The organism is Microbacterium sp. NPDC058062, from assembly GCF_042885375.1.
Taxonomy (GTDB): Bacteria; Actinomycetota; Actinomycetes; order Actinomycetales; family Microbacteriaceae; genus Microbacterium; species Microbacterium trichothecenolyticum_C.
Genome location: NZ_JBHVSC010000003.1, coordinates 132,714 through 151,247, shown reverse-complemented (window position 1 = coordinate 151,247; position 18,534 = coordinate 132,714). Strand labels below are relative to the sequence as shown.

At 71.8% G+C, this 18,534-nt stretch carries 19 protein-coding genes; 13 read left to right on the top strand and 6 right to left on the bottom strand.

Going from position 1 to position 18,534, the window contains the following annotated elements:
* Window positions 1-4: 4 nt before the first annotated feature.
* From ACFVSU_RS09910 to ACFVSU_RS09900, 3 genes are all read right to left on the bottom strand, one after another.
* Complete coding sequence (locus ACFVSU_RS09910) at window positions 5-1,231, bottom strand: MFS transporter (protein ID WP_387141698.1); 1,227 nt, start codon at window positions 1,229-1,231, stop codon at window positions 5-7.
* Between the two features lie 83 nt (window positions 1,232-1,314).
* Window positions 1,315-2,499 carry a 4-hydroxybenzoate 3-monooxygenase gene (locus ACFVSU_RS09905; protein ID WP_387141695.1) on the bottom strand — a complete coding sequence of 395 codons (1,185 nt, stop codon included), beginning with the start codon at window positions 2,497-2,499 and terminating at the stop codon, window positions 1,315-1,317.
* A gap of 204 nt (window positions 2,500-2,703) precedes the next feature.
* Window positions 2,704-3,456, bottom strand: a complete 753-nt coding sequence (locus tag ACFVSU_RS09900; protein WP_387141692.1) for an IclR family transcriptional regulator — start codon at window positions 3,454-3,456, stop codon at window positions 2,704-2,706.
* A 51-nt stretch (window positions 3,457-3,507) separates the two neighbouring features.
* Here ACFVSU_RS09900 and ACFVSU_RS09895 point away from each other — a divergent pair, with 51 nt between their 5' ends.
* From ACFVSU_RS09895 to ACFVSU_RS09850, 10 genes are all read left to right on the top strand, one after another.
* Complete coding sequence (locus ACFVSU_RS09895; RefSeq protein WP_387141689.1) at window positions 3,508-4,266, top strand: IclR family transcriptional regulator; 759 nt, start codon at window positions 3,508-3,510, stop codon at window positions 4,264-4,266.
* A gap of 117 nt (window positions 4,267-4,383) precedes the next feature.
* The gene (gene pcaH, locus ACFVSU_RS09890) at window positions 4,384-5,253 is read left to right on the top strand and encodes a protocatechuate 3,4-dioxygenase subunit beta (protein WP_387141686.1); all 870 of its coding nucleotides are present in this window, start codon (window positions 4,384-4,386) and stop codon (window positions 5,251-5,253) included.
* Window positions 5,253-5,828 carry a protocatechuate 3,4-dioxygenase subunit alpha gene (gene pcaG / locus ACFVSU_RS09885; protein ID WP_387141683.1) on the top strand — a complete coding sequence of 192 codons (576 nt, stop codon included), beginning with the start codon at window positions 5,253-5,255 and terminating at the stop codon, window positions 5,826-5,828. The genes pcaH and pcaG overlap by 1 nt, the downstream gene beginning before the upstream one ends.
* Window positions 5,818-7,218, top strand: a complete 1,401-nt coding sequence (locus tag ACFVSU_RS09880; RefSeq protein WP_387141680.1) for a lyase family protein — start codon at window positions 5,818-5,820, stop codon at window positions 7,216-7,218. Before pcaG ends, ACFVSU_RS09880 begins: the two co-directional genes overlap by 11 nt.
* Window positions 7,215-8,012 (top strand): alpha/beta fold hydrolase, encoded by a 798-nt coding sequence (locus ACFVSU_RS09875; protein ID WP_387141677.1) that lies wholly within the window; start codon window positions 7,215-7,217, stop codon window positions 8,010-8,012. The genes ACFVSU_RS09880 and ACFVSU_RS09875 overlap by 4 nt, the downstream gene beginning before the upstream one ends.
* A complete protein-coding gene (gene pcaC / locus ACFVSU_RS09870) occupies window positions 8,009-8,410 on the top strand; it encodes a 4-carboxymuconolactone decarboxylase (protein ID WP_387141674.1) in 402 nt (133 codons plus the stop codon). Before ACFVSU_RS09875 ends, pcaC begins: the two co-directional genes overlap by 4 nt.
* Before the next feature lie 295 nt (window positions 8,411-8,705).
* Window positions 8,706-9,476 carry a 3-oxoacid CoA-transferase subunit A gene (locus ACFVSU_RS09865; RefSeq protein ID WP_387141671.1) on the top strand — a complete coding sequence of 257 codons (771 nt, stop codon included), beginning with the start codon at window positions 8,706-8,708 and terminating at the stop codon, window positions 9,474-9,476.
* Window positions 9,473-10,219 (top strand): 3-oxoacid CoA-transferase subunit B, encoded by a 747-nt coding sequence (locus ACFVSU_RS09860; RefSeq protein ID WP_387141668.1) that lies wholly within the window; start codon window positions 9,473-9,475, stop codon window positions 10,217-10,219. Before ACFVSU_RS09865 ends, ACFVSU_RS09860 begins: the two co-directional genes overlap by 4 nt.
* Window position 10,220: 1 nt before the next feature.
* Window positions 10,221-11,393 carry a thiolase family protein gene (locus ACFVSU_RS09855; protein WP_387141665.1) on the top strand — a complete coding sequence of 391 codons (1,173 nt, stop codon included), beginning with the start codon at window positions 10,221-10,223 and terminating at the stop codon, window positions 11,391-11,393.
* A gap of 135 nt (window positions 11,394-11,528) precedes the next feature.
* Window positions 11,529-12,332 carry an IclR family transcriptional regulator C-terminal domain-containing protein gene (locus tag ACFVSU_RS09850; protein ID WP_387141662.1) on the top strand — a complete coding sequence of 268 codons (804 nt, stop codon included), beginning with the start codon at window positions 11,529-11,531 and terminating at the stop codon, window positions 12,330-12,332.
* Window positions 12,333-12,365: 33 nt separating this feature from the next.
* Here ACFVSU_RS09850 and purU read toward each other — a convergent pair whose 3' ends face one another.
* Window positions 12,366-13,241: a formyltetrahydrofolate deformylase gene (gene purU / locus ACFVSU_RS09845; RefSeq protein WP_387141659.1), complete on the bottom strand. Its 876-nt coding sequence runs from the start codon at window positions 13,239-13,241 to the stop codon at window positions 12,366-12,368.
* A 98-nt stretch (window positions 13,242-13,339) separates the two neighbouring features.
* On the opposite strand from purU, the gene ACFVSU_RS09840 reads away from it, so the two are divergent.
* Complete coding sequence (locus ACFVSU_RS09840) at window positions 13,340-14,344, top strand: acyl-CoA thioesterase (RefSeq protein WP_387141655.1); 1,005 nt, start codon at window positions 13,340-13,342, stop codon at window positions 14,342-14,344.
* Window positions 14,345-14,365: 21 nt separating this feature from the next.
* Here ACFVSU_RS09840 and ACFVSU_RS09835 read toward each other — a convergent pair whose 3' ends face one another.
* Window positions 14,366-14,740 (bottom strand): MerR family transcriptional regulator, encoded by a 375-nt coding sequence (locus ACFVSU_RS09835; RefSeq protein WP_045298636.1) that lies wholly within the window; start codon window positions 14,738-14,740, stop codon window positions 14,366-14,368.
* Window positions 14,741-14,818: 78 nt separating this feature from the next.
* Between ACFVSU_RS09835 and ACFVSU_RS09830 the strand changes: the two genes are divergently transcribed.
* Entirely contained in the window at window positions 14,819-16,030 is a 1,212-nt protein-coding gene (locus ACFVSU_RS09830; RefSeq protein ID WP_387141651.1) for an MFS transporter, read from the top strand.
* Window positions 16,031-16,052: 22 nt separating this feature from the next.
* Here the strand turns inward: ACFVSU_RS09830 and ACFVSU_RS09825 are convergent, their stop codons facing one another.
* Window positions 16,053-17,006, bottom strand: a complete 954-nt coding sequence (locus ACFVSU_RS09825) for a LysR family transcriptional regulator (protein WP_045298634.1) — start codon at window positions 17,004-17,006, stop codon at window positions 16,053-16,055.
* A gap of 214 nt (window positions 17,007-17,220) precedes the next feature.
* Between ACFVSU_RS09825 and ACFVSU_RS09820 the strand changes: the two genes are divergently transcribed.
* A complete protein-coding gene (locus tag ACFVSU_RS09820) occupies window positions 17,221-18,522 on the top strand; it encodes a DUF6379 domain-containing protein (RefSeq protein ID WP_387141647.1) in 1,302 nt (433 codons plus the stop codon).
* Window positions 18,523-18,534: the final 12 nt, after the last annotated feature.

Sequence of the window (18,534 nt, the reverse complement as noted above, 5' to 3'; positions counted from 1 at the left end):
GAGCTCAGCGGCGGTCGAGGACGAAGCGGTCGCGTCCGGCGAACACCCCGACCGCCGTCAAGGCGACGAGCACGACGAGCACGAGCGCGAGCGATGCCGTCCAGCCGCCGGTGAGGCTGTGCAGGGCGCCGAAGGCGACCGGGCCGAGGGCGGCGATGACATAGCCGACGGACTGCGACATCCCCGACAGGGCCGCCGAGGTGTCGTGGTCGCGGGCGCGCTGGGCCATGAGCGTGAGCGACATCGCGAGCGTCGCGCCGCCGGTGAGGCCGATGAGCGAGCCCCACACCAGCACGCCGTCGGGCGCGATCATGAGGCCCGCGACGCCGACGATCGCGAGCGATGGGATGAGCGCGGGCGCCCACCTCTCGAGGCCGCCGCGCAGTGCGAGCGGCAGCAGCAGGCAGCCGGCGAGCGAGAACAGCTGGTAGACCATGACGTCGATGCCGGCGACGACCTCGGAGCGTCCGATCGACATCGACAGCGGGGCGAGCCAGGTCACGAACATGTAGAACATGGATGCCTGGAGGCCCATGTAGGCGGCGACGAGCCAGGCGATCGGGTCGCGCCAGATGCCCGTGCGTCCGCGCGGTGCCGAGGCGCGATCGTGGGCGCGGGCCGCGCCACGGTGCGCCCACCACCACGCGACGATCGCGAACGGCAGGAGTGCGGCCCCCGTGACCAGGAGCGCGAAGCGCCAGCCTGCCGGATCGCCGCCGAGCTCGATGTGGGAGATCGGCACGACCACGCCCGACGAGACGGCGCCGAGGCCCGCGAGCAGCGCGGTGTAGGCCGCGGTCACCGCAGGGACGTGGCCCGAGAACTCCCGCTTGACCACGGCGGGCATGAGCACGTTGATGATGGCGATCCCGATGCCGATGATCGCCGTGCCGATCCACAGGCTCACCACCGGTCCGGGGATCGAGCGCACGAGGGTGCCGACGAGAAGCACCAGCAGCGACCACAGCAGCACGCGCGGCTGCCCGAACCGGCGGCTCAGGTCGTGCGCGAGCGGCGAGAACAGCGCCCACGCGACGAGCGGCACCGCGGCGAGCAGGCCCAGCGCCGAGACCGACATGCCGGTGTCGGCGCCGATCTGGTCGAGGAGCGGCCCGAGGCCCGTGATCGCAGGCCGCATGTTCATCGCGACCAGGCACACGGCCGCGAGGAGCATCGCCACCGATGCCGTCCGCGACGGCTCGGGCGGTGCAGTCCGCGACGGTGAGGCCATAGGCACCGGACTATAGCCGAGGCGGGAGCCGCAGCATCCGGTCATTCCCGTTCAGCGGCAATGCCGGCGAGTCGGAGTTCCCGTCAGGCGAGGCCCTCGAGCGGCCACCCGGTGTACGCCTCGGCGAGGAAGCGGCGGCCGGCCTCGGACTCCACGACCGACTGCAGCTCGCCGAGCTGGCGCAGGCGGTCGAAGTCCGACGCGTCGGGTGCGACGTGGAGCATGTTCGTCATCCACCACGAGAAGTGCTGGGCCTTCCAGATGCGGTGCAGCGCCTTCTCGGGGAACGCCTCGATGAGGCGCTCGTCGTCGTCGAGGAGGAGGGCGCGCAGCGCGCGCTCGAGCACGAGCACGTCGGCGACCGCGAGGTTCATGCCCTTCGCGCCGGTCGGCGGCACGGTGTGCGCGGCGTCGCCGATGAGAGCGACGCGCCCGTGCAGCAGCTCGTGCGCGACGAAGCTGCGGAACCGCAGCACGTCGCGCTGGAAGATCGGGCCCTCCTTGAGGGTTGTGCCGGGCACGCGCTTCTGCAACTCCTCCCACAGCTGCTCCTCGCTGAGGGCGTTCGGGTCGGCGTTCGGGTCGCACTGGAAGTACATGCGCTGCACCGTGGCGCTGCGCTGGCTGATGAGCGCGAAGCCGTCGGGCGAGTTGCTGTAGATGAGCTCGTCGGCGCTCGGCGGCGCCTCGCACAGGATCCCGAACCACGCGAAGGGGTACTCGCGGAAGTACCCGCCGGTCGACGATCCCGTGACCGCCTCACGGGCGACGCTGCGCGAGCCGTCCGCGCCCACGACGAACTCGGCCTCGATCTCGAGGGGCGCGCCGTCGGCGTCGGTCGCGATGACGCGGGGGCGATCGGATGCCGCGTCCTCGACGCGCAGCGCGGTCACGCCGAAGCGGAGGTCCTGGCCCTTGCCGAGGCGCACTGCGATGAGGTCCTTGAGTGCCTCGTGCTGCGGGTACAGCCAGACGCCCCGGCCGACGAGGTCGGCGAAGTCGATGCGGTGGCCGGCGCCGGCGAAGCGCAGCTCGATGCCGTCGTGGCGGTTGCCGACCGTGCGGACGCGGCTCGACGCGCCCGACGAGTCGAGCACCTCGACGGTGCCCTGCTCGAGGATCCCGGCACGGATCGTCGTCTCGATCTCTTCGCGCGAGCGCTGGTCGATGACGACCGACTCGATGCCGGCGATCCCCAGCAGGTGCGACAGCAGGAGCCCGGCCGGGCCGGCGCCGATGATGGCGACGCGGGTGCGGATCGTGGACATGGACGTCTCCTTCGACGTTCGGGAACGGATGCCTCGGCCCAGTGTGACCCCGTCGTGCGCGGTGTGCGTCGAGATTCCCGTTCATCGGGAGGACGGCGGCATCCTCAGTTGAGGCTCTCGGCCGAGATCAGGAGGGGAGAGCCGGGTTCGCTCCTCATCTCGGCCCTGAGCCTCAAATGAGGAGCGCGGAGGCGCCGGGAAGAGTCAGCGGCGGGCGGCCCGCAGGTCGGCCTCGATCCCGGCGGCGGCCCCGCGCAGCGCCTGGATCGCGGCCGCCGGGTCGGTCTCGCGCGGGAGCACGACCGACAGCGCGGCGACGACCTCGCCCGCGTCGCGGAGCGGCACGGCCACGCCGGTCGACACGGCCTCGATCGAGCCGGGCGCCACCACCACCCCGGCGCGGCGGACCTCGGCGATGATGCGGCGGAGGCGCGCAGCATCCGTCACCGTCTCTGGAGCGAGGGCGCGCAGCGGACCGGCGAGCACCCGCTCGCGCAGAGCCGACGGCGCATGAGCGAGCAGGACGAGGCCCGACGACGAGGCGTGCAGCGGCAGGCGCCCGGCGATGCGCGTGATGTTGGCGCCGGCGTCGGGGTGGGAGAGGCGCTCGAGGAACAGCGCCTCGTCCTGCTCGAGCACGGCGAGCTGCGTGTGCTCGCGGATGCGCGCCTGCACCTCTTCCATGTGGGGGAGCGCGGCCTGGCGGAGCCGCAGCGCCGTCGAGCCGCGGAGGGCCAGCTCCCACAGGCGCATGCCGAGGTGCACGCGGCGGTCCTCGTCGCGTTCGAGGAGGCCCGCGTCGACGAGCTCGTCGACGATCCGGTGCGCGGTCGACGACGGCAGCCCCGCGCGGCGGCCGATCTCTGCCGCCGACTGCATCGAACGCTCGGCGGTGAACGTCTCGAGCACCCGCACGATGCGGTCGGTCATAGAGTCGCCGGAGGGCGAGTTGGCCATGCGCCCACTGTCCCACAGCGTGGGGCGGGTAACGTCGCACGAGGAGGATCCATGGCGGAGGGCGAAGGCGTGCTCGAGCGCACGCTGCGCGTGCTCGGCTGCTTCACCGACGACGAGCCGGCGGTCACGGCGACGACGCTCGCGGCGCGCACGGGTCTCGCGTCGTCGACGCTGCACCGCCTGCTCGCAACGCTGGTAGCCGAGGGGCTCCTCACTCGAGGACCCGGGCACACGTACGCGATCGGCCCGCGGCTGTGGGAGCTCGGCGAACTCTCGCCGCTGTCGCTGCGCCTGCGCGAGACGGCGCTGCCCCACATGGTGCGGCTGTACGAGGCGACCGGCGAGAACGTGCACCTCGCGGTGCTCGACGGCGCGACGCCTGCGACCACGACCGCGCTCTACGTGGGACGCCTCACCGGACGCCAGTCGATCCCGACGCTGAGCCGGATGGGCGGGCGCGGGCCGCTGCACACGACCGGCGTCGGCAAGGCGCTGCTCGCGACGCGCGACGAAGGCTGGCTCCGGCAGTACTTCGAGGCTCCGCTCGAGCGCGAGACCGTCAACTCGATCGCGACGGAGCAGGAGCTCCGCGCCGACATCGCGCGCACGCGGGCTCTCGGCTACGCCACGACCCGCGAGGAGATGACCCTCGGCAACGTCTCGGTCGCCGCCGCGCTGCCGCGCGTCGAGGGCTTGCCGCCGGTCGCGCTCGGGCTCGTCGTGCACCTCGCGCGCGCCGACGAGCGGCGCCTCGGCCCGCTCGTGGTGCAGGCCGCGAAGGACCTCCACCTCGACCTCCGCAGCACCTGACAGGGGACGGATGCCGCGGGCCGCAGCATCCGTGATTCCCGCTGAGTGGGAATCCACGGCGGCGAGTCCGCGCGAGGGTGCGACCCTGGGACGACCCGAGTCGTCGAAGGAGACCTCATGACACAGGCCCAGCCCGGTACCCAGGGCGAGGAGGCGTTCTCGTCGTCGGTGGTGCTCGAGCAGACGGCGGCGGCCCCCGAGTCGCTGCTGGCCTCGCCCGACCAGCTCACCCAGCGCGAGATCACGCAGGAGATCGTCGACTACCACGCCGCCGCCGCACGGCGTGAGGCGGCGGGGGAGCGGCTCAACATGAGCCTGCACGACTTCCCGCCGTACCGATCCAGCCTGCTGCGCCACCCGACCAAGAACCCGAAGCTCGTCGACCCCGAGACGATCGAGCTGTGGTCGCCGGCCTTCGGTCAGCGCGACGTCGCGGCGATCGAGTCCGACCTGACGCTGCAGCACATCGGCGAGCCCCAGGGTGAGCGCATGACCGTCGAGGGCCGCGTACTCGACTCGTGGGGGCGTCCGGTCCCCAACCAGCTGGTCGAGATCTGGCAGGCGAACGCCGCGGGCCGGTACATCCACCAGCGGGATCAGCATCCCGCCCCGCTCGACCCGAACTTCACGGGCGCCGGCCGCATCGTCACCGACGACGACGGGTACTACAAGTTCACGACGATCAAGCCGGGTGCCTACCCGTGGAAGAACCACGTCAACGCCTGGCGGCCGGCGCACATCCACTTCTCGATCTTCGGCTCGGGCTTCACGCAGCGCCTCGTGACGCAGATGTACTTCCCGGGCGACCCGCTGTTCCCGCTCGACCCGATCTACAACACCATCTGGCGCCAGAAGGACCGCGACCGCCTGATCGGCCTGTACGACCACGACCTGTCGGTGCCCGAGTTCTCGATGGGCTACCGCTTCGACATCGTCGTCGACGGCCCCGACGCGACCTGGTTCGAGCCCGAAGAAGGAGAGCACTGATGGCCGGCACCGCCCGCGACCTCGGCCCGAAGACCCACGAGGCCACCGGCGGGCAGACCGTCGGCCCGTTCTTCGCCTTCGGCCTCGACTACGAGAAGAAGCACCAGGTGGTGTTCCCGCACAGCCCGGGCTCGATCGTGCTCGGCGGCACCGTGTTCGACGGCGCCGGCAACCCGATCCCCGATGCGGTCATCGAGATCTGGAGCGCCGACGAGGACGGCCGCATCCCGCGCGCCCACGGCGCCTTCCGCCGCGACGATCACTCGTTCACGGGCTTCGGCCGCGCGGCGACGACCGACGTCGGCCGCTACGAGTTCTGGACCCGCAACCCCGGCCCGATCGACGGCGGCGCACCGTTCTTCTCGGTCATCGTGTTCGCGCGCGGTCTTCCCGACAAGCTCGTGACGCGCGTCTACCTGCCCGAGCACGAGGAGCTCCTCGCGTCCGACGCGCTCCTGTCCTCGCTCGACGCCGACGAGCGCGCTACGCTCATCGCGACGCGCCTGCCGGACGGCAACCTGCACCACGACATCCATCTGCAGGGCGAGAAGGAGACCGTGTTCCTTGCCTTCTGACCGTGACCGGCCCGCACTCGATGGGGGCCTGCTCTCGCCTGTGACCGTCGGTCACGACGAGACGGTGACGGATGCCGCGTACCTCGACGCCCTCGTGACGGCCGAGGTGGCGCTGGCGCGGGCTTGGGTCGAAGCCGGGGTCGCCCCGGCCGAGGCGATCGACGAGATCGAGACGGAGTTCGGCTGGCAGGGCGCCCTCCGCGGATGCCGCGACCACGGCGTCGACGGAACGGCACTCGCCGCCGCGGCCGTCGCGGGCGGAAACCCCGTGATCCCGCTGGTCGGGCGACTCAAGGAGCGCGTCGGGGTCGAGGCGCGGTTCTGGGTGCACCGCGGTGCGACCAGCCAGGACATCGTCGACACCGCGGCGATGGTGGTCGCCCGGGCGGCGACGAGCCGGATCGTCGCGGCGCTCGTGCACGCCGAGGTGTCGCTGCGTTCGCTGGCTCGTTCGCGTCGGGACGAGGTCGCGGCGGCGCGCACGCTGACGCAGCACGCCGTGCCGACGACCGTGGGCCTCCGCGCGGCCGGCTGGCTTCGGGGTGTCGAGCGCGCCAGGGCGCGTGTCGATGACATGCAGCATCGGCTGCCCGCGCAGCTCGGCGGCGCCGCAGGAACGCTGGCGTCGTTCGTCGAGATCGCCGGACCGGAGGCGGCCGCCGCGCTGCCCGCCGCCTTCGCGCACGAGCTCGGACTCGCGGCGCCCGAAGCCCCCTGGCACACGAGCCGCTGGCCCGTCACCGAGCTGGGCGATGCCCTGGTGCAGGCGATCGACGCCGTCGGCAAGATCGCCACCGACGTCGCGACCCTCAGCCGCACCGAGATCGGCGAGCTCGCCGAGGGTGCGGGCGGCGGATCGTCGGCGATGCCGCAGAAGCGCAACCCCGCAGCATCCGTCCTCATCCGCTCGGCCGCGCTCCGCGCACCCCAGCTCGCCGCGACGCTGCATCTCGCGTCGGCCCTCGCCGCCGACGAGCGCCCCGACGGCGCGTGGCACGCGGAGTGGCCGACGCTGCGCGAGCTGCTGCGCCTCGCGCTCGGCGCGACCGCCCACGCGGCCTCACTCGTCGCAGGGCTCCACGTCGACACCGACGCCGTCGCCCGCAACCTCGCCGCCACCGGCGGGCTCATCGTCTCGGAGCGCCTCTCGATCGTGCTCGGGCCCGCACTGGGCGCCGCGCGCGTATCGGAGCTCGTGACCGCGGCCGCCGCGGGCGGCGACCTCGCCAGGCTCCTCGCGGCGTCACCCGATGTCGCCGCCCTCGCCGCAGAGGCCGGAGCGACCCCCGAAGCGTTCGTCGCCGACCTGCTCGACCCCGCCCGCTACACCGGACTCGCCGGCCGCCTCGTCGACGAGGCCGCCGCACGCACCGCAGAGGAGGACGCGTGACCGTCCCCGCCATCTCCCTCACCGACCCCGTCGGCCCTTCGACAAGCTCAGGGACCGGGGCCGCCCCGCTGCTCGTGCTCGGGCCGTCGCTCGGCACGTCGACGCTGCTGTGGGACCGCGTGATCCCGGCGCTCGCCGAGCGCTACCGCGTCGTGGCGTGGGATCTGCCGGGCCACGGTGCCGCGCCGGCGTCGACCGAGGGCTTCACGATCGCTGAGCTCGCCGACGCGGTCGCCGACGCGGTCGACGGGCCGTTCCTCTACGCCGGCGTCTCGCTCGGAGGCGCCGTCGGACTCGAGCTGCTGCTGCGCCACGGCGACCGCATCGACGCCGCGGCGATCCTGTGCTCGGGCGCGAAGATCGGCACACCGGAGGGCTGGAACGAGCGGGCGGCCCAGGTGCGCGTGCAGAGCACCTCGAGCCTCATCATCGGCTCGGCGGAGCGCTGGTTCGCGCCGGGCTCGATCCAGCGCGATCCCGATCTCACCGGGCGGCTCCTCCATGTGCTGCAGAACACGCACGACGAGAGCTACGCCCGCTGCTGCGACGCCCTGGCCGTCTTCGACGTGCGCGACCGGCTGGGCGAGATCGCCGCGCCGGTGCTCGCGGTGTGGGGCGATCACGACGCGGTCACGCCCGAGGCATCCGCTCGCGAGATCGCCGCGGGTGTGCAGAACGGCGAGGCGATCGGGATCCCGGATGCCTCGCATCTGGCGCCCACCGACTCCCCGGCGGCGACGGCGGCGGTGCTGCTCGAGTTCTTCGACACGGTCGCTGCGGAGCGTGCCGCGTGAGCCGGCCGGACGGCGAGGGCCTCACCGACGAGGCGCGGTACGACCAGGGCATGGTCGTGCGCCGCGAGGTGCTGTCGGACGCCCACGTCGATCGCGCGATCGCGGGAACGACCGAGCTGACCGCGGACTTCCAGGACTTCATCACCCGCGTCGCGTGGGGCGACGTCTGGTCGCGCCCCGGCCTCGACCGCCGGTCGCGGTCGGTCGCGGTGCTCACAGCGCTCATCGCACTCGGGCACCACGAGGAGCTCGCGATGCACCTGCGCGCCGCGCTCCGCAACGGACTCACGATCGACGAGATCAAGGAAGTGATCCTCCAGGCCGGGCTGTACTGCGGCGTCCCCGCCGCGAACACCGCGTTCCGCATCGCGAAGGACGTGTTCGCCGAGGAGTCCTGACGGTCCTCGCCTCCGGTGTCCGCGGTTCGGGTGGCGCGACACACGGAGTGTCTCGGGTGATTCCGCGTGTCGTGACACCTGAGCGTGGAAGCCTGCCCGCGCGTTCTGCGTGGAGTGGCGCGACACGCGGAATGCCGCGGGCGATTCCGCGCGTCCTGGCACGCGAATGACGGGGCGGGGAGGGCGGACTGCGACGGATGCTACGGCTCAGGGCTTCCGAAACACCAGAGTCGCGCGTACACTGGACCGCAGAGCGTACACATGTTCGCACAGCGAACAAACAAGGAGGCGGTTCGTGATCGACAAGACCGTGGGCTCCGTCGAGGAGGCCGTGGCCGGCATCCGTGACGGGGCGACCATCATGATCGGCGGCTTCGGGCGTGCCGGGCAGCCCGTCGAGCTCATCGACGCGCTCATCGCGCAGGGCGCGAACGACCTGACGATCATCAACAACAACGCCGGCAACGGCGACGTGGGGCTCGCGGCCCTGCTCGCGAAGAGGCGCGTGCGCAAGATCCTCTGCTCCTTCCCGCGTCAGCACGACTCCTGGGTGTTCGACGGGCTCTACCGTGCCGGCGAGATCGAGCTCGAGCTCGTGCCGCAGGGCAACCTCGCCGAGCGCATCCGCGCGGCAGGTGCGGGCATCGGCGCGTTCTTCTCGCCGACGGGCGTGGGCACGCAGCTCGCCGAGGGCAAGGAGATCCGCGAGATCGACGGCCGCTCCTATGCGCTCGAGTACCCGATCAAGGCCGACTACGCCTTCGTGAGCGCCTACCGCGCCGACCGGTGGGGCAACCTCGTGTACCGCGAGACCGCGCGCAACTTCGGGCCGATCATGGCCGCCGCCGCGACCACCACGATCGTGCAGGTCGACGAACTCGTCCCGCTCGGCTCGCTCGATCCCGAGACCGTCGTGACCCCCGGCATCTTCGTCGACCGCGTGGTCGCCGTGGGCGAGCGCGGGTGGCTCGACGCCGGCGCGTTCGTCGGGGGAGTGGACATCGAAGGCCGCCCGCTCGCGGGCGCTTCGACAGGCTCAGCGACCGGAGAGGGGATCGACCAGTGACCGAGACGACAGCGCAGGCGACGCGCATCTCCCGCGAGAAGCTCGCGGCGCGCATCGCACAGGACATCCCCGAGGGGTCGTACGTCAACCTCGGCATCGGTGCGCCGACCCTCGTCGCCGACTATCTGCCGCAGGACCAGGAGATCATCCTCCACACCGAGAACGGCATGCTCGGCATGGGTCCGTCGCCGGCCGCGGACGAGATCGACCCCGACCTCATCAACGCCGGCAAGCAGCCCGTCACGGCGCTGGCCGGAGCCGCGTACTTCCACCATGCCGACTCGTTCGGCATGATGCGCGGCGGGCACCTCGACGTGTGCGTGCTCGGCGCGTTCCAGGTGTCGCAGGGCGGCGACCTGGCGAACTGGTCCACCGGCGCGCCCGGTGCGATCCCTGCCGTCGGCGGCGCGATGGACCTCGCCATCGGCGCCAAGAACGTCTACGTCATGACCGACCTCCTCACCAAGACCGGTGAGTCGAAGCTCGTCGAGGCGTGCACCTACCCGCTCACCGGCGTCGGCTGCGTCACGCGGGTCTACACCGACCACGCTGTCTTCGACGTCACGCCCGACGGCTTCACCGTGCGCGAGGCCTTCGGCGACAACACCGTCGAGCTCCTCTCCGAGCTCACGGGCCTGGAATTGACGGTCCCCGCTCCCACTCCACGCGCCGCTGGCGCGTCGCGCGGAGCCTCAGGGGGCGGGGGCCCAGCCTCGACCCGCAGCATCCGGGAAGGTGAATGACATGACCACCTACGTGTACGACGCCGTCCGCACGCCGTTCGGCCGCGCCGGCGGCGCCCTGTCGGGCGTGCGCCCCGACGATCTCGCGGCCGTCGTCATGAAGGCGACGCTCGAGCGCACCGGTCTCGACCCCGCGCGCATCGACGACGTGATCTTCGGCGACGCGAACCAGGCCGGGGAAGACAACCGCAACGTCGCTCGCATGGGCGCGCTGCTCGCCGGGTTCCCGACCACGGTGACCGGCGTGACGGTGAACCGGCTGTGCGCGTCGTCGGTCGAGGCTGTCATCCAAGGCTCCCGTGCCATCGAGGCGGGCGACGTGGACGTCGTGCTGGCCGGCGGCGTCGAGTCGATGAGCCGCGCCCCGTACGTCGTCGAGAAGTCGCCGCGGCCGTGGCCCAGCGTCGGCAACCAGACGCTCTGGAACACGGCGATCGGGTGGCGCATGACCAACCCGAAGCTGCCCAAGCACTGGACGATCTCCAACGGCGAATCCGCCGAGCTGATCGCCCGCGAGTGGGGGATCACGCGCGAGCAGCAGGACGAGTTCGCCGTGCGGTCGCACCGGCTCGCCGCCGAGGCGTGGGCCGCGGGCGTCTACGACTCCGAGACCGTCCAGGTGTCGGGCGTCGAGCTCGCCCGCGACGAGGGCATCCGCGACGACACGTCGGTGGAGAAGCTCGCCGGGCTCAAGGCACTGTTCGCCGCGGACGGCGAGGGCAGCGTCACGGCCGGCAACTCGTCGCCCATCAACGACGGCGCCTCGGCGGTGCTGCTCGGCCGCGAGGGCGTGCTGCCCACGGAGCCGCTGGCCCGCGTCACCGGCCGGGCCGCCCACGGCGTCGACCCCGACCAGTTCCCGATCGCGCCGATCGAGGCCGCGAACAAGGCGCTCGCGCGCGCCGGCCGCACGTGGGCCGACGTGGACTTCGTCGAGCTCAACGAGGCGTTCGCATCGCAGTCGCTGGCGTGCCTGGCGGGCTGGCCCGAGCTCGACCCCGACAAGCTCAACATCCACGGCGGCGCGCTCGCGATCGGCCACCCGCTCGGCGCCTCGGGCGGCCGCATCATCGGCCACGCCGCGCACGAGCTCGCCCGCCGCGGCGGCGGGGTCGCGGTCGCGGCGATCTGCATCGGCGTGGGTCAGGGCCTCGCCGTCGTGCTCGAGCGCTGAACCGGAGCTCCCTCGTGACACGACTGCTGCTGCTTCCTGCACCTGCTGCGTCGCGCGACGCAGCAGGTGCAGGGAACTGCAGCAGTTGCGCCACACCCGACGGGGCGCCGGCGGCGCGGCGGATAGGGTGAGCCGGTGACCGACGACGCGGCCCGCACCAACGACACCATCCAGTCCCTCGTGCGCGGGCTCGCGGTCATCCGGGCGTTCGATGCGGAGCACCCGGAGCTGACGCTGAGCGAGGTGGCGCGCCGCGCCGACATCACGCGCGCGGCCGCGGGACGGTTCCTGCGCACGCTCGAGGAGCTCGGCTACGTGCGCCCTTCGACCGGCTCAGGGACCGGCAGCGCCGTCGGCCGGACGTTCGCGCTCACCCCGCGCGTGCTCGAGCTCGGGTTCAGCTACCTCTCCGCCCTCTCGATCCCCGAGATCGTACAGCCGCACCTCGAGCGGCTGTCGCGCGAGGTCGACGAGAGCGTCTCGGCCGCCGTGCTCGACGGCGGCGACATCGTCTACATCGCGCGCGTCCCGACGCGGCGCATCATGAGCGTGCGCATCACGATCGGCACCCGGTTCCCCGCCTTCGCGACGTCGATGGGGCGCGTGCTGCTGGCGGGACTGCCCGATGCCGCGCGCGACGAGCTGCTCGCCGCATCCGTCCTCCCGTCCCTCACCGAGCGCACGGTGACCGACACGACAGAGCTGCGCGCCGAGCTCGACCGCGTGCGGGCACAGGGCTGGTCCCTCGTCGACGGCGAGCTCGAGCAGGGTCTGCGCTCGGTGGCCGTGCCGCTGCGCGATCGCCGCGGCGACGTCGTGGCCGCGGTCAACGTCTCGACCAGCGCCACCCGCGACAGCGTCGAGCACGTCCTCGAGCGGCACCTGCCCGCGCTCTCGCAGACCGCCGCCGCGATCGACGCCGAGCTGCGACTCGTCTGACGGCGACGGATGCCGCGGGCCGCGGCATCCGCGTCAGAAGACGATCGTGTGATTCCCGTGGCGGATGACGCGGTCCTCGGCGTGCCACAGCACGGCGCGGGAGAGCACCTGGCGCTCGACGTCGGCGCCCCGACGGGCGAGCTCGGCGGCGGAGTCCGCGTGGGTCACCCGGACGGTGTCCTGCTCGATGATCGGGCCCTCGTCGAGGTCGTCCGTGACGTAGTGCGAGGTGGCGCCGATGAGCTTGACGCCGCGCTCCTTGGCCTTCTTGTAAGGCTCGGCGCCGATGAAGGCGGGCAGGAACGAGTGGTGGATGTTGATCACCGGCACCCCGAGCTCCTTGAGGAAGTCGCCCGACAGGATCTGCATGTAGCGGGCCAGCACCACGAAATCCACGTTCCCGCGCAGGAGCTCGAGGATCTTCGCCTCGGATGCGGACTTGTCGGGACCGGCGACGCCGGGCACGTGGAAGAACGGCACGCCGAACGAGCGCACGTCCTCGGCGGAGGCGGTGTGGTTCGAGATCACCATCGGCACGGTCACCGGCAGGTCGCCGCGGCGGTGCCGCCACAGCAGGTCGAGGAGGCAGTGGTCCTGCTTCGACGACAGGATCGCCATGCGCTTGGGCACGGACTGGTCGGTGAGCGACCACTCCAGGTCGAAGCCGGCGAGGGTCTCGGCGATCTCGGCCTCGATGTGCGGGCGATCGGCTGCGAAGCCCGGCCGGTGGAACACGACTCGCTGGAAGTACGCGCCGCCCTCGGGGTTGTCGGAGTACTGGTCGAACGCGACGATGTTGCCGCCGATGCGCGTGATCATCGCCGAGACCGCCGCCACGATTCCCGGCTGGTCGCTGCCGTGGACGATGAGGCAGGCGTGGTCGGGATTCAGGTGCGAGGAGGCGGCCATTGTTCGATTCTGCCCTGTGCGAAGGAATGCCGCTTCTTGAGGCCGGCCCGCGCGACATGCACGGGACAGACGGATGCCGCGGCCCGTACCCTGACGGCATGAGCACCGCCTCCGGGGCCCGGGCAGCGGCCCGCGACGACCGCATCACGATGCGGTTCATGGCGGTCCCCGCCGACACCGCCGCGGGAGGCCGCTCGGTCGCGGCGGGCAGCGTCATGGAGTGGATCGACAAGGCCGGCTATGCCTGCGCCGTCGGCTGGGCGGGTGCCTACTGCGTCACCGCGTACGTCGGGAACGTCCGCCATCGCCGGCCGATCGCGCCGGGCAGCCTCATCGAGGTGCAGGCCCGCATCGTCTACACCGGCCGCACGAGCATGCACGTGGTCGTCACCGTCTCGTCGACAGACGTGAACGAGCGCCTCTACACGCCGGCGACGACGTGCATCCTCGTCTTCGTCGCGAAGGGCGCCGACGGGCGGCCCACCGAGGTGCCGGCGTGGACGCCGGTGAGCCGCTCCGACCACAAGCTCGCCGAGGGGGCCCTCGAGCGCATCGAGTCCCGCGCCGAGATCAAGCGCCTCATGCTCGAGGAGGACTACACCGATGCCTCGACCGCCCCGCGCACCACGCTGAAGTTCCTCGCGCCGCCCGGTGTGGTGAACTTCGGCGGCAAGGCGCACGGCGGCACGGTCATGCGCTGGATCGACGAGGCCGGCTACGCCGTCGCCGCAGCGTGGGCGAAGGACGCCGGCGACGCGAGTGCGGCGATCGGCGTCTACTCCGGCGGCATCCACTTCCTCGCCCCGGTCGTGATCGGACACCTCGTCGACGTCGACGCGCGCATCGTCTACACGAGCCGGCACAGCATGCACGTGAGCACACGGGTGTGGACCGCCGACCCGCGCACGCCCGAGGACCGCACGCTCACGACCCAGTGCCTCAGCGTGTTCGTCGTGCCCGGCGCCGACGGCGTCGCGCAGCCGGTGCCGCAGTGGACGCCCGAGCTCTCGGAAGACGAGCGCCTTCAGGAGCACGTGCGCGAGATCATGGCGCTGCGCGAGGAGATCGTGCCGATCGCCGCGTCCCTCACGCTCGAGCCGTAGCCCGGGGTGTGGCGCGGCGGGCTACGCGGCGCCGACCAGATCGCCGTTGCGGGTGAGGGTGAGATACCGCGCGACGGCGTCGCGGCTCTTGGTGAGGCAGGCCAGACGGTCGTCGAGCGCCGAGAGCTCGGTCGCGAGCATCTCGGCCAGTTCGCGCGAGCACGTCGGTTGCGCCAGCGCGCACTGCCGCTCGACGTCGAGCACGACCTTCGCGAGGCGCGTCGACAGCCCCGCCTGAACGAGGCCACGGGCGCGCGTGGCGCGCTCCACGTCGGCCTCGTCGTACGCGCGGTAGCCGTTCGCCGAGCGCTCGGACGCCAGCAGCCCCTGCTCCTCGTAGTACCGCAGCATCCGTGCGGGGATGCCGGTGCGCTGCGACAGTTCGCCGATCTTCATGCCGCGATGCCCTCCGTGTCGATTCGTGTCGCGCGAAAGCTTGACATTGACATTGATGTCAAAGTTTAGCCTCGCTCCATGACCTCGTCCACGGCATCCGTCACCCTCCCCGACACCTCCGTCTCGCGCTTCCCGCTGGGGGCGCTGCTGCTCCTCTCGCTGGGGGTCTTCGTCACCGTTACCGCCGAGTCGCTGCCGGCCGGGCTCATGCCCGAGATGGCCCGCGACTTCGGAGTCGACCCGCTGCGCATCGGGCTGCTCGTCTCGGTGTGGGCGATAGTGGTGATCGCCACGAGCATCCCGCTCACGCGGGCGACGCGGCGCATCGACCGCCGCATCGTGGTCGCCGTCTCGCTCGCGGTGTTCGCGGTGGCCAACGTCGCCACGGCCTTCGCGCCGACGTACGAGTTCGCGTTCGCGACGCGGGCGGTCGCGGCGGTCGCGCACGGCGTGTTCTGGGCGATCGTCATCGTGTACGCGTCGTCGCTGCTGTCGGGTGCGCAGCTCGGGCGCGGGCTCGCGCTCGTCACCGGCGGGGGCACGGCGGCGACGGTGCTGGGCCTTCCCGTCGCGACGGCTCTCGCGCAGCTGACGAGCTGGCGCGTCTCGTTCGCGGTGATGGGGATCGGGATGCTGCTGCTCGCCGCCGTCGTCCTCCGCCGGCTTCCGCGGTCGGTGGTCGAGCCCGTGGCTGCGGGCGAGCGCGCGCCGCTGCGTCGCGATCGATCCCTCCCGCCGCTGGCCGCCTTCGGGATCGCGGGGCTCTTGATCGGCCTCGCGCAGTTCCTCTCGTTCGTCTACATCCGGCCCTACCTCGCCGAGTCGGCCGGCATCGCCGACGGCTGGGCGAGCGCCCTGCTCTTCGTGTTCGGCGCGGCGGGCATGATCGGGGTGGCGGTGGCCGGCAGCCTCGCCGATCGCTTCCCGCGGACGGCGCTCACCGCGACGCTGCTGGTGTTCGTCGGCGCCTTCGCGGCCCTCGCCGCGGCGCCGCACGCGACGTTCGTCGTGGTCGTCGCCCTGGCCCTCTGGGGTGCCGGCACCGGCGCGATGTTCCCGCTGATCCAGACGGCGCTCATGCGCGCAGCATCCGATCGCCTCCGCGACCTCGCGAGCGCGTCCATCGTGGTGCTCTTCAACGTCGGGATCGCGGGCGGCTCGTGGGCCGGTGGCCAGCTCACCGCGACCTACGGGCCGACGGCGAACATGGCGGTGTCGGGCGTGGTCGTGCTGCTCGCCGCCGGCCTCACCGCGGTGGGGGCCGGACTGGCGGCGCGACGGAGCGCGTGAAGCCCCGCGGGCAGCGTGGCGCTCAGGCGGGCTGGCTCACGACGGACGTCGGGCGATTCGACACGGATGCCGCGGCCTGCTCGAAGATGCCGCGCATCCAGGCGTGCTCGGGGTCGCGGCCGTGGACGGGGTGCCACCACAGGGCGTTGACGACGGGCGTCGCGTCGAACGGGGCTTCCAGCGTGCGCACGCCCGGGACGGATTCGGCGACGTGGGCGAGGCCCGCCTGGATCAGGCCGAGGCGGTTGGTGCCGGCGATGAAGTGCGGCAGCGCGAGGAAGCTCTCGACGACCGCCTCGATGTGCGGCTCGATGCCGAGCTGCTGCAGCTGGCGGGCGGCCGACGTGAAGGCCGTGCGCGACTGGTAGGTGAAGACCCACGGCAGTGCGCCCAGCACGTCCATCGTGAGCTCGTCGCCGACCTGCTCGTTCGACTCGGAGGCCACGACCACCCAGCCGTCCCGCCAGAGATCGGCGTAGGGGAGGTCGACGAGGTAGCCGTGCGGGATCACCATGCCGTCAGCGGAGCGCAGCCGGTTGAGGGCGTCGTCGACGATGGCCGGGTTGTGCAGCATGAAACGGAAGCGCACGCCGGGTGCGGCCTCCGCCGCGAGGCGCGACACCTCGCTTCCGATGGTGGCGAAGCCGTAGTCGGAGCCGTAGATCGAGAATTCGCGGGTCGAGTCCCTCGGACTCCACGTCGCCTGGCTCTCGAACACGCGGCGCGCGGCCTCGAGCGCCGTCGTCGTGTGCTCGGTGAGGCGCAGGGCGAGCGGAGTGAGCTCGTAGGTGTTGCCGCGGCGGGCGAGGATCTGGTCGTTGAAGTGGGTTCGGAGCCGGGCGAGCGAGGCGCTGAGCGCGGGCTGGCTCAGGTGCAGCCGCTCGGCCGCGCGCGTCACACTCCGCTCGGTGAGCAGCGCGTCGAGGGCGACCAGGAGGTTCAGATCGAGCCGGGAGAGCAGCGGTTGATCGGACACGACGGTGTGCTCCTCCGGGTTCGGGATGCCTCGGCCCAGTGTATCCGTGCAATCTATGTGGCGGGGAGGTGGCATCGTTCGCAACGATGCGCGGACGGTGTCGCGATTATGCGCGCATCAGACTTACTTATGTCTAAATCACGCCTAACGCTGATACTCTCGAAGGGACTCCCGGCCCGCGACAGTGCGGTCCCGACCCAGAGAGCGAGCATCGATGCTTCTCGAGAGAGATCTCATCCAGTCCGTCGGCTTCCGCAATGTGCGTGAAGGGGGTGAGACCACCGGCTTCCAGTTCCGTCTGCGCATGCCGTCGTACCGCGGCATGGCCGCATCCCTCATCGACGGCGTCGCGGTCCGCGTCGGGAACCTCGTCGACGTCCCCGCCGACGTGCCGCTGTGGACCTTCGCCGGTCGCACCTACTCGCTGCAGGAGCTGTGGGACTCGGAGGGCGTGCGCTGGCCCCTCGAGGAGGCGGCGATCGTCACGGTGCCGTACCCCGGCGGGCTTCCCGAGGGCACGCACGAGGTCTCGATCCAGCTGCGCCTGCGCATGTCGTACATCCCCCAGGAGCACCAGCCCTCGACGTACGAGGTCTCGCGGCACATCACCCTCACCTCCTCGGAGGACGGCGGCCCCTTCAAGTACGGCGTGAGCCTCTACAGCTTCATGACCGACTACGGCACCGTCATGGACCTCGAGACGGCACTGGCCGCCGTGGCCGACGTCGGAGCGACCGGCGTCGAGATCCTCGGCGAGGGCCACATCGAGCGGTACCCCGAGCCCACGACCGAGTGGATCGACCGCTGGTTCGCGCTGCTCGAGAAGTACTCCCTCGAGCCGACGAACTACGGCTCGTGGATCGACACGCGCCTGCACTCGAGCGGCGCGAACGCGCGCGATCTCACCGCCGCCGAGGGAGCCGCGATGCTGCAGCGCGACCTGCGGCTGGCCAAGCGCCTCGGCTTCCGCTTCGTGCGGCCCAAGATCGGCGTCGTGTCGAGCGACCTCATCCCGCACCCCATCTGGACCGAGTCCGTCGAGCGCTCGCTCGACCTCGCGGCCGAGCTCGACGTCGTCATCTGCCCCGAGATCCACTCGCCGACGCCCATCAAGCACGAGGTCGTCGACGACTACATCGGCCTCATCGAGCGCACCGGGACGAAGCACTTCGGGCTGCTGCTCGACACCGGCATCTTCCAGGACCGGCCCATCCCGCTGAAGCCCGGAGAGCTGCCCGGCCGCCGCCCGGCGTTCCTCGACGGCATCGCGGTCGACCCCGCCGACATCGCCGACATCGCGAAGTACGTCGTCTTCATCCAGGCGAAGTTCCACGACATCGACGAGAACCTCGAAGACCAGCAGATCCCGTGGGAGCCGGTGCTCCGCGCCCTGAAGGACGCCGGCTACACGGGCTACCTCTCGAGCGAGTACGAGGGTGACCGCATCCCCTGGCGCTCGATCGAGCAGGTGCGCCGCCAGCACTCCCTCATCCGCTCCATCGCCTCCACCCTCTGACGAACCGCCCGA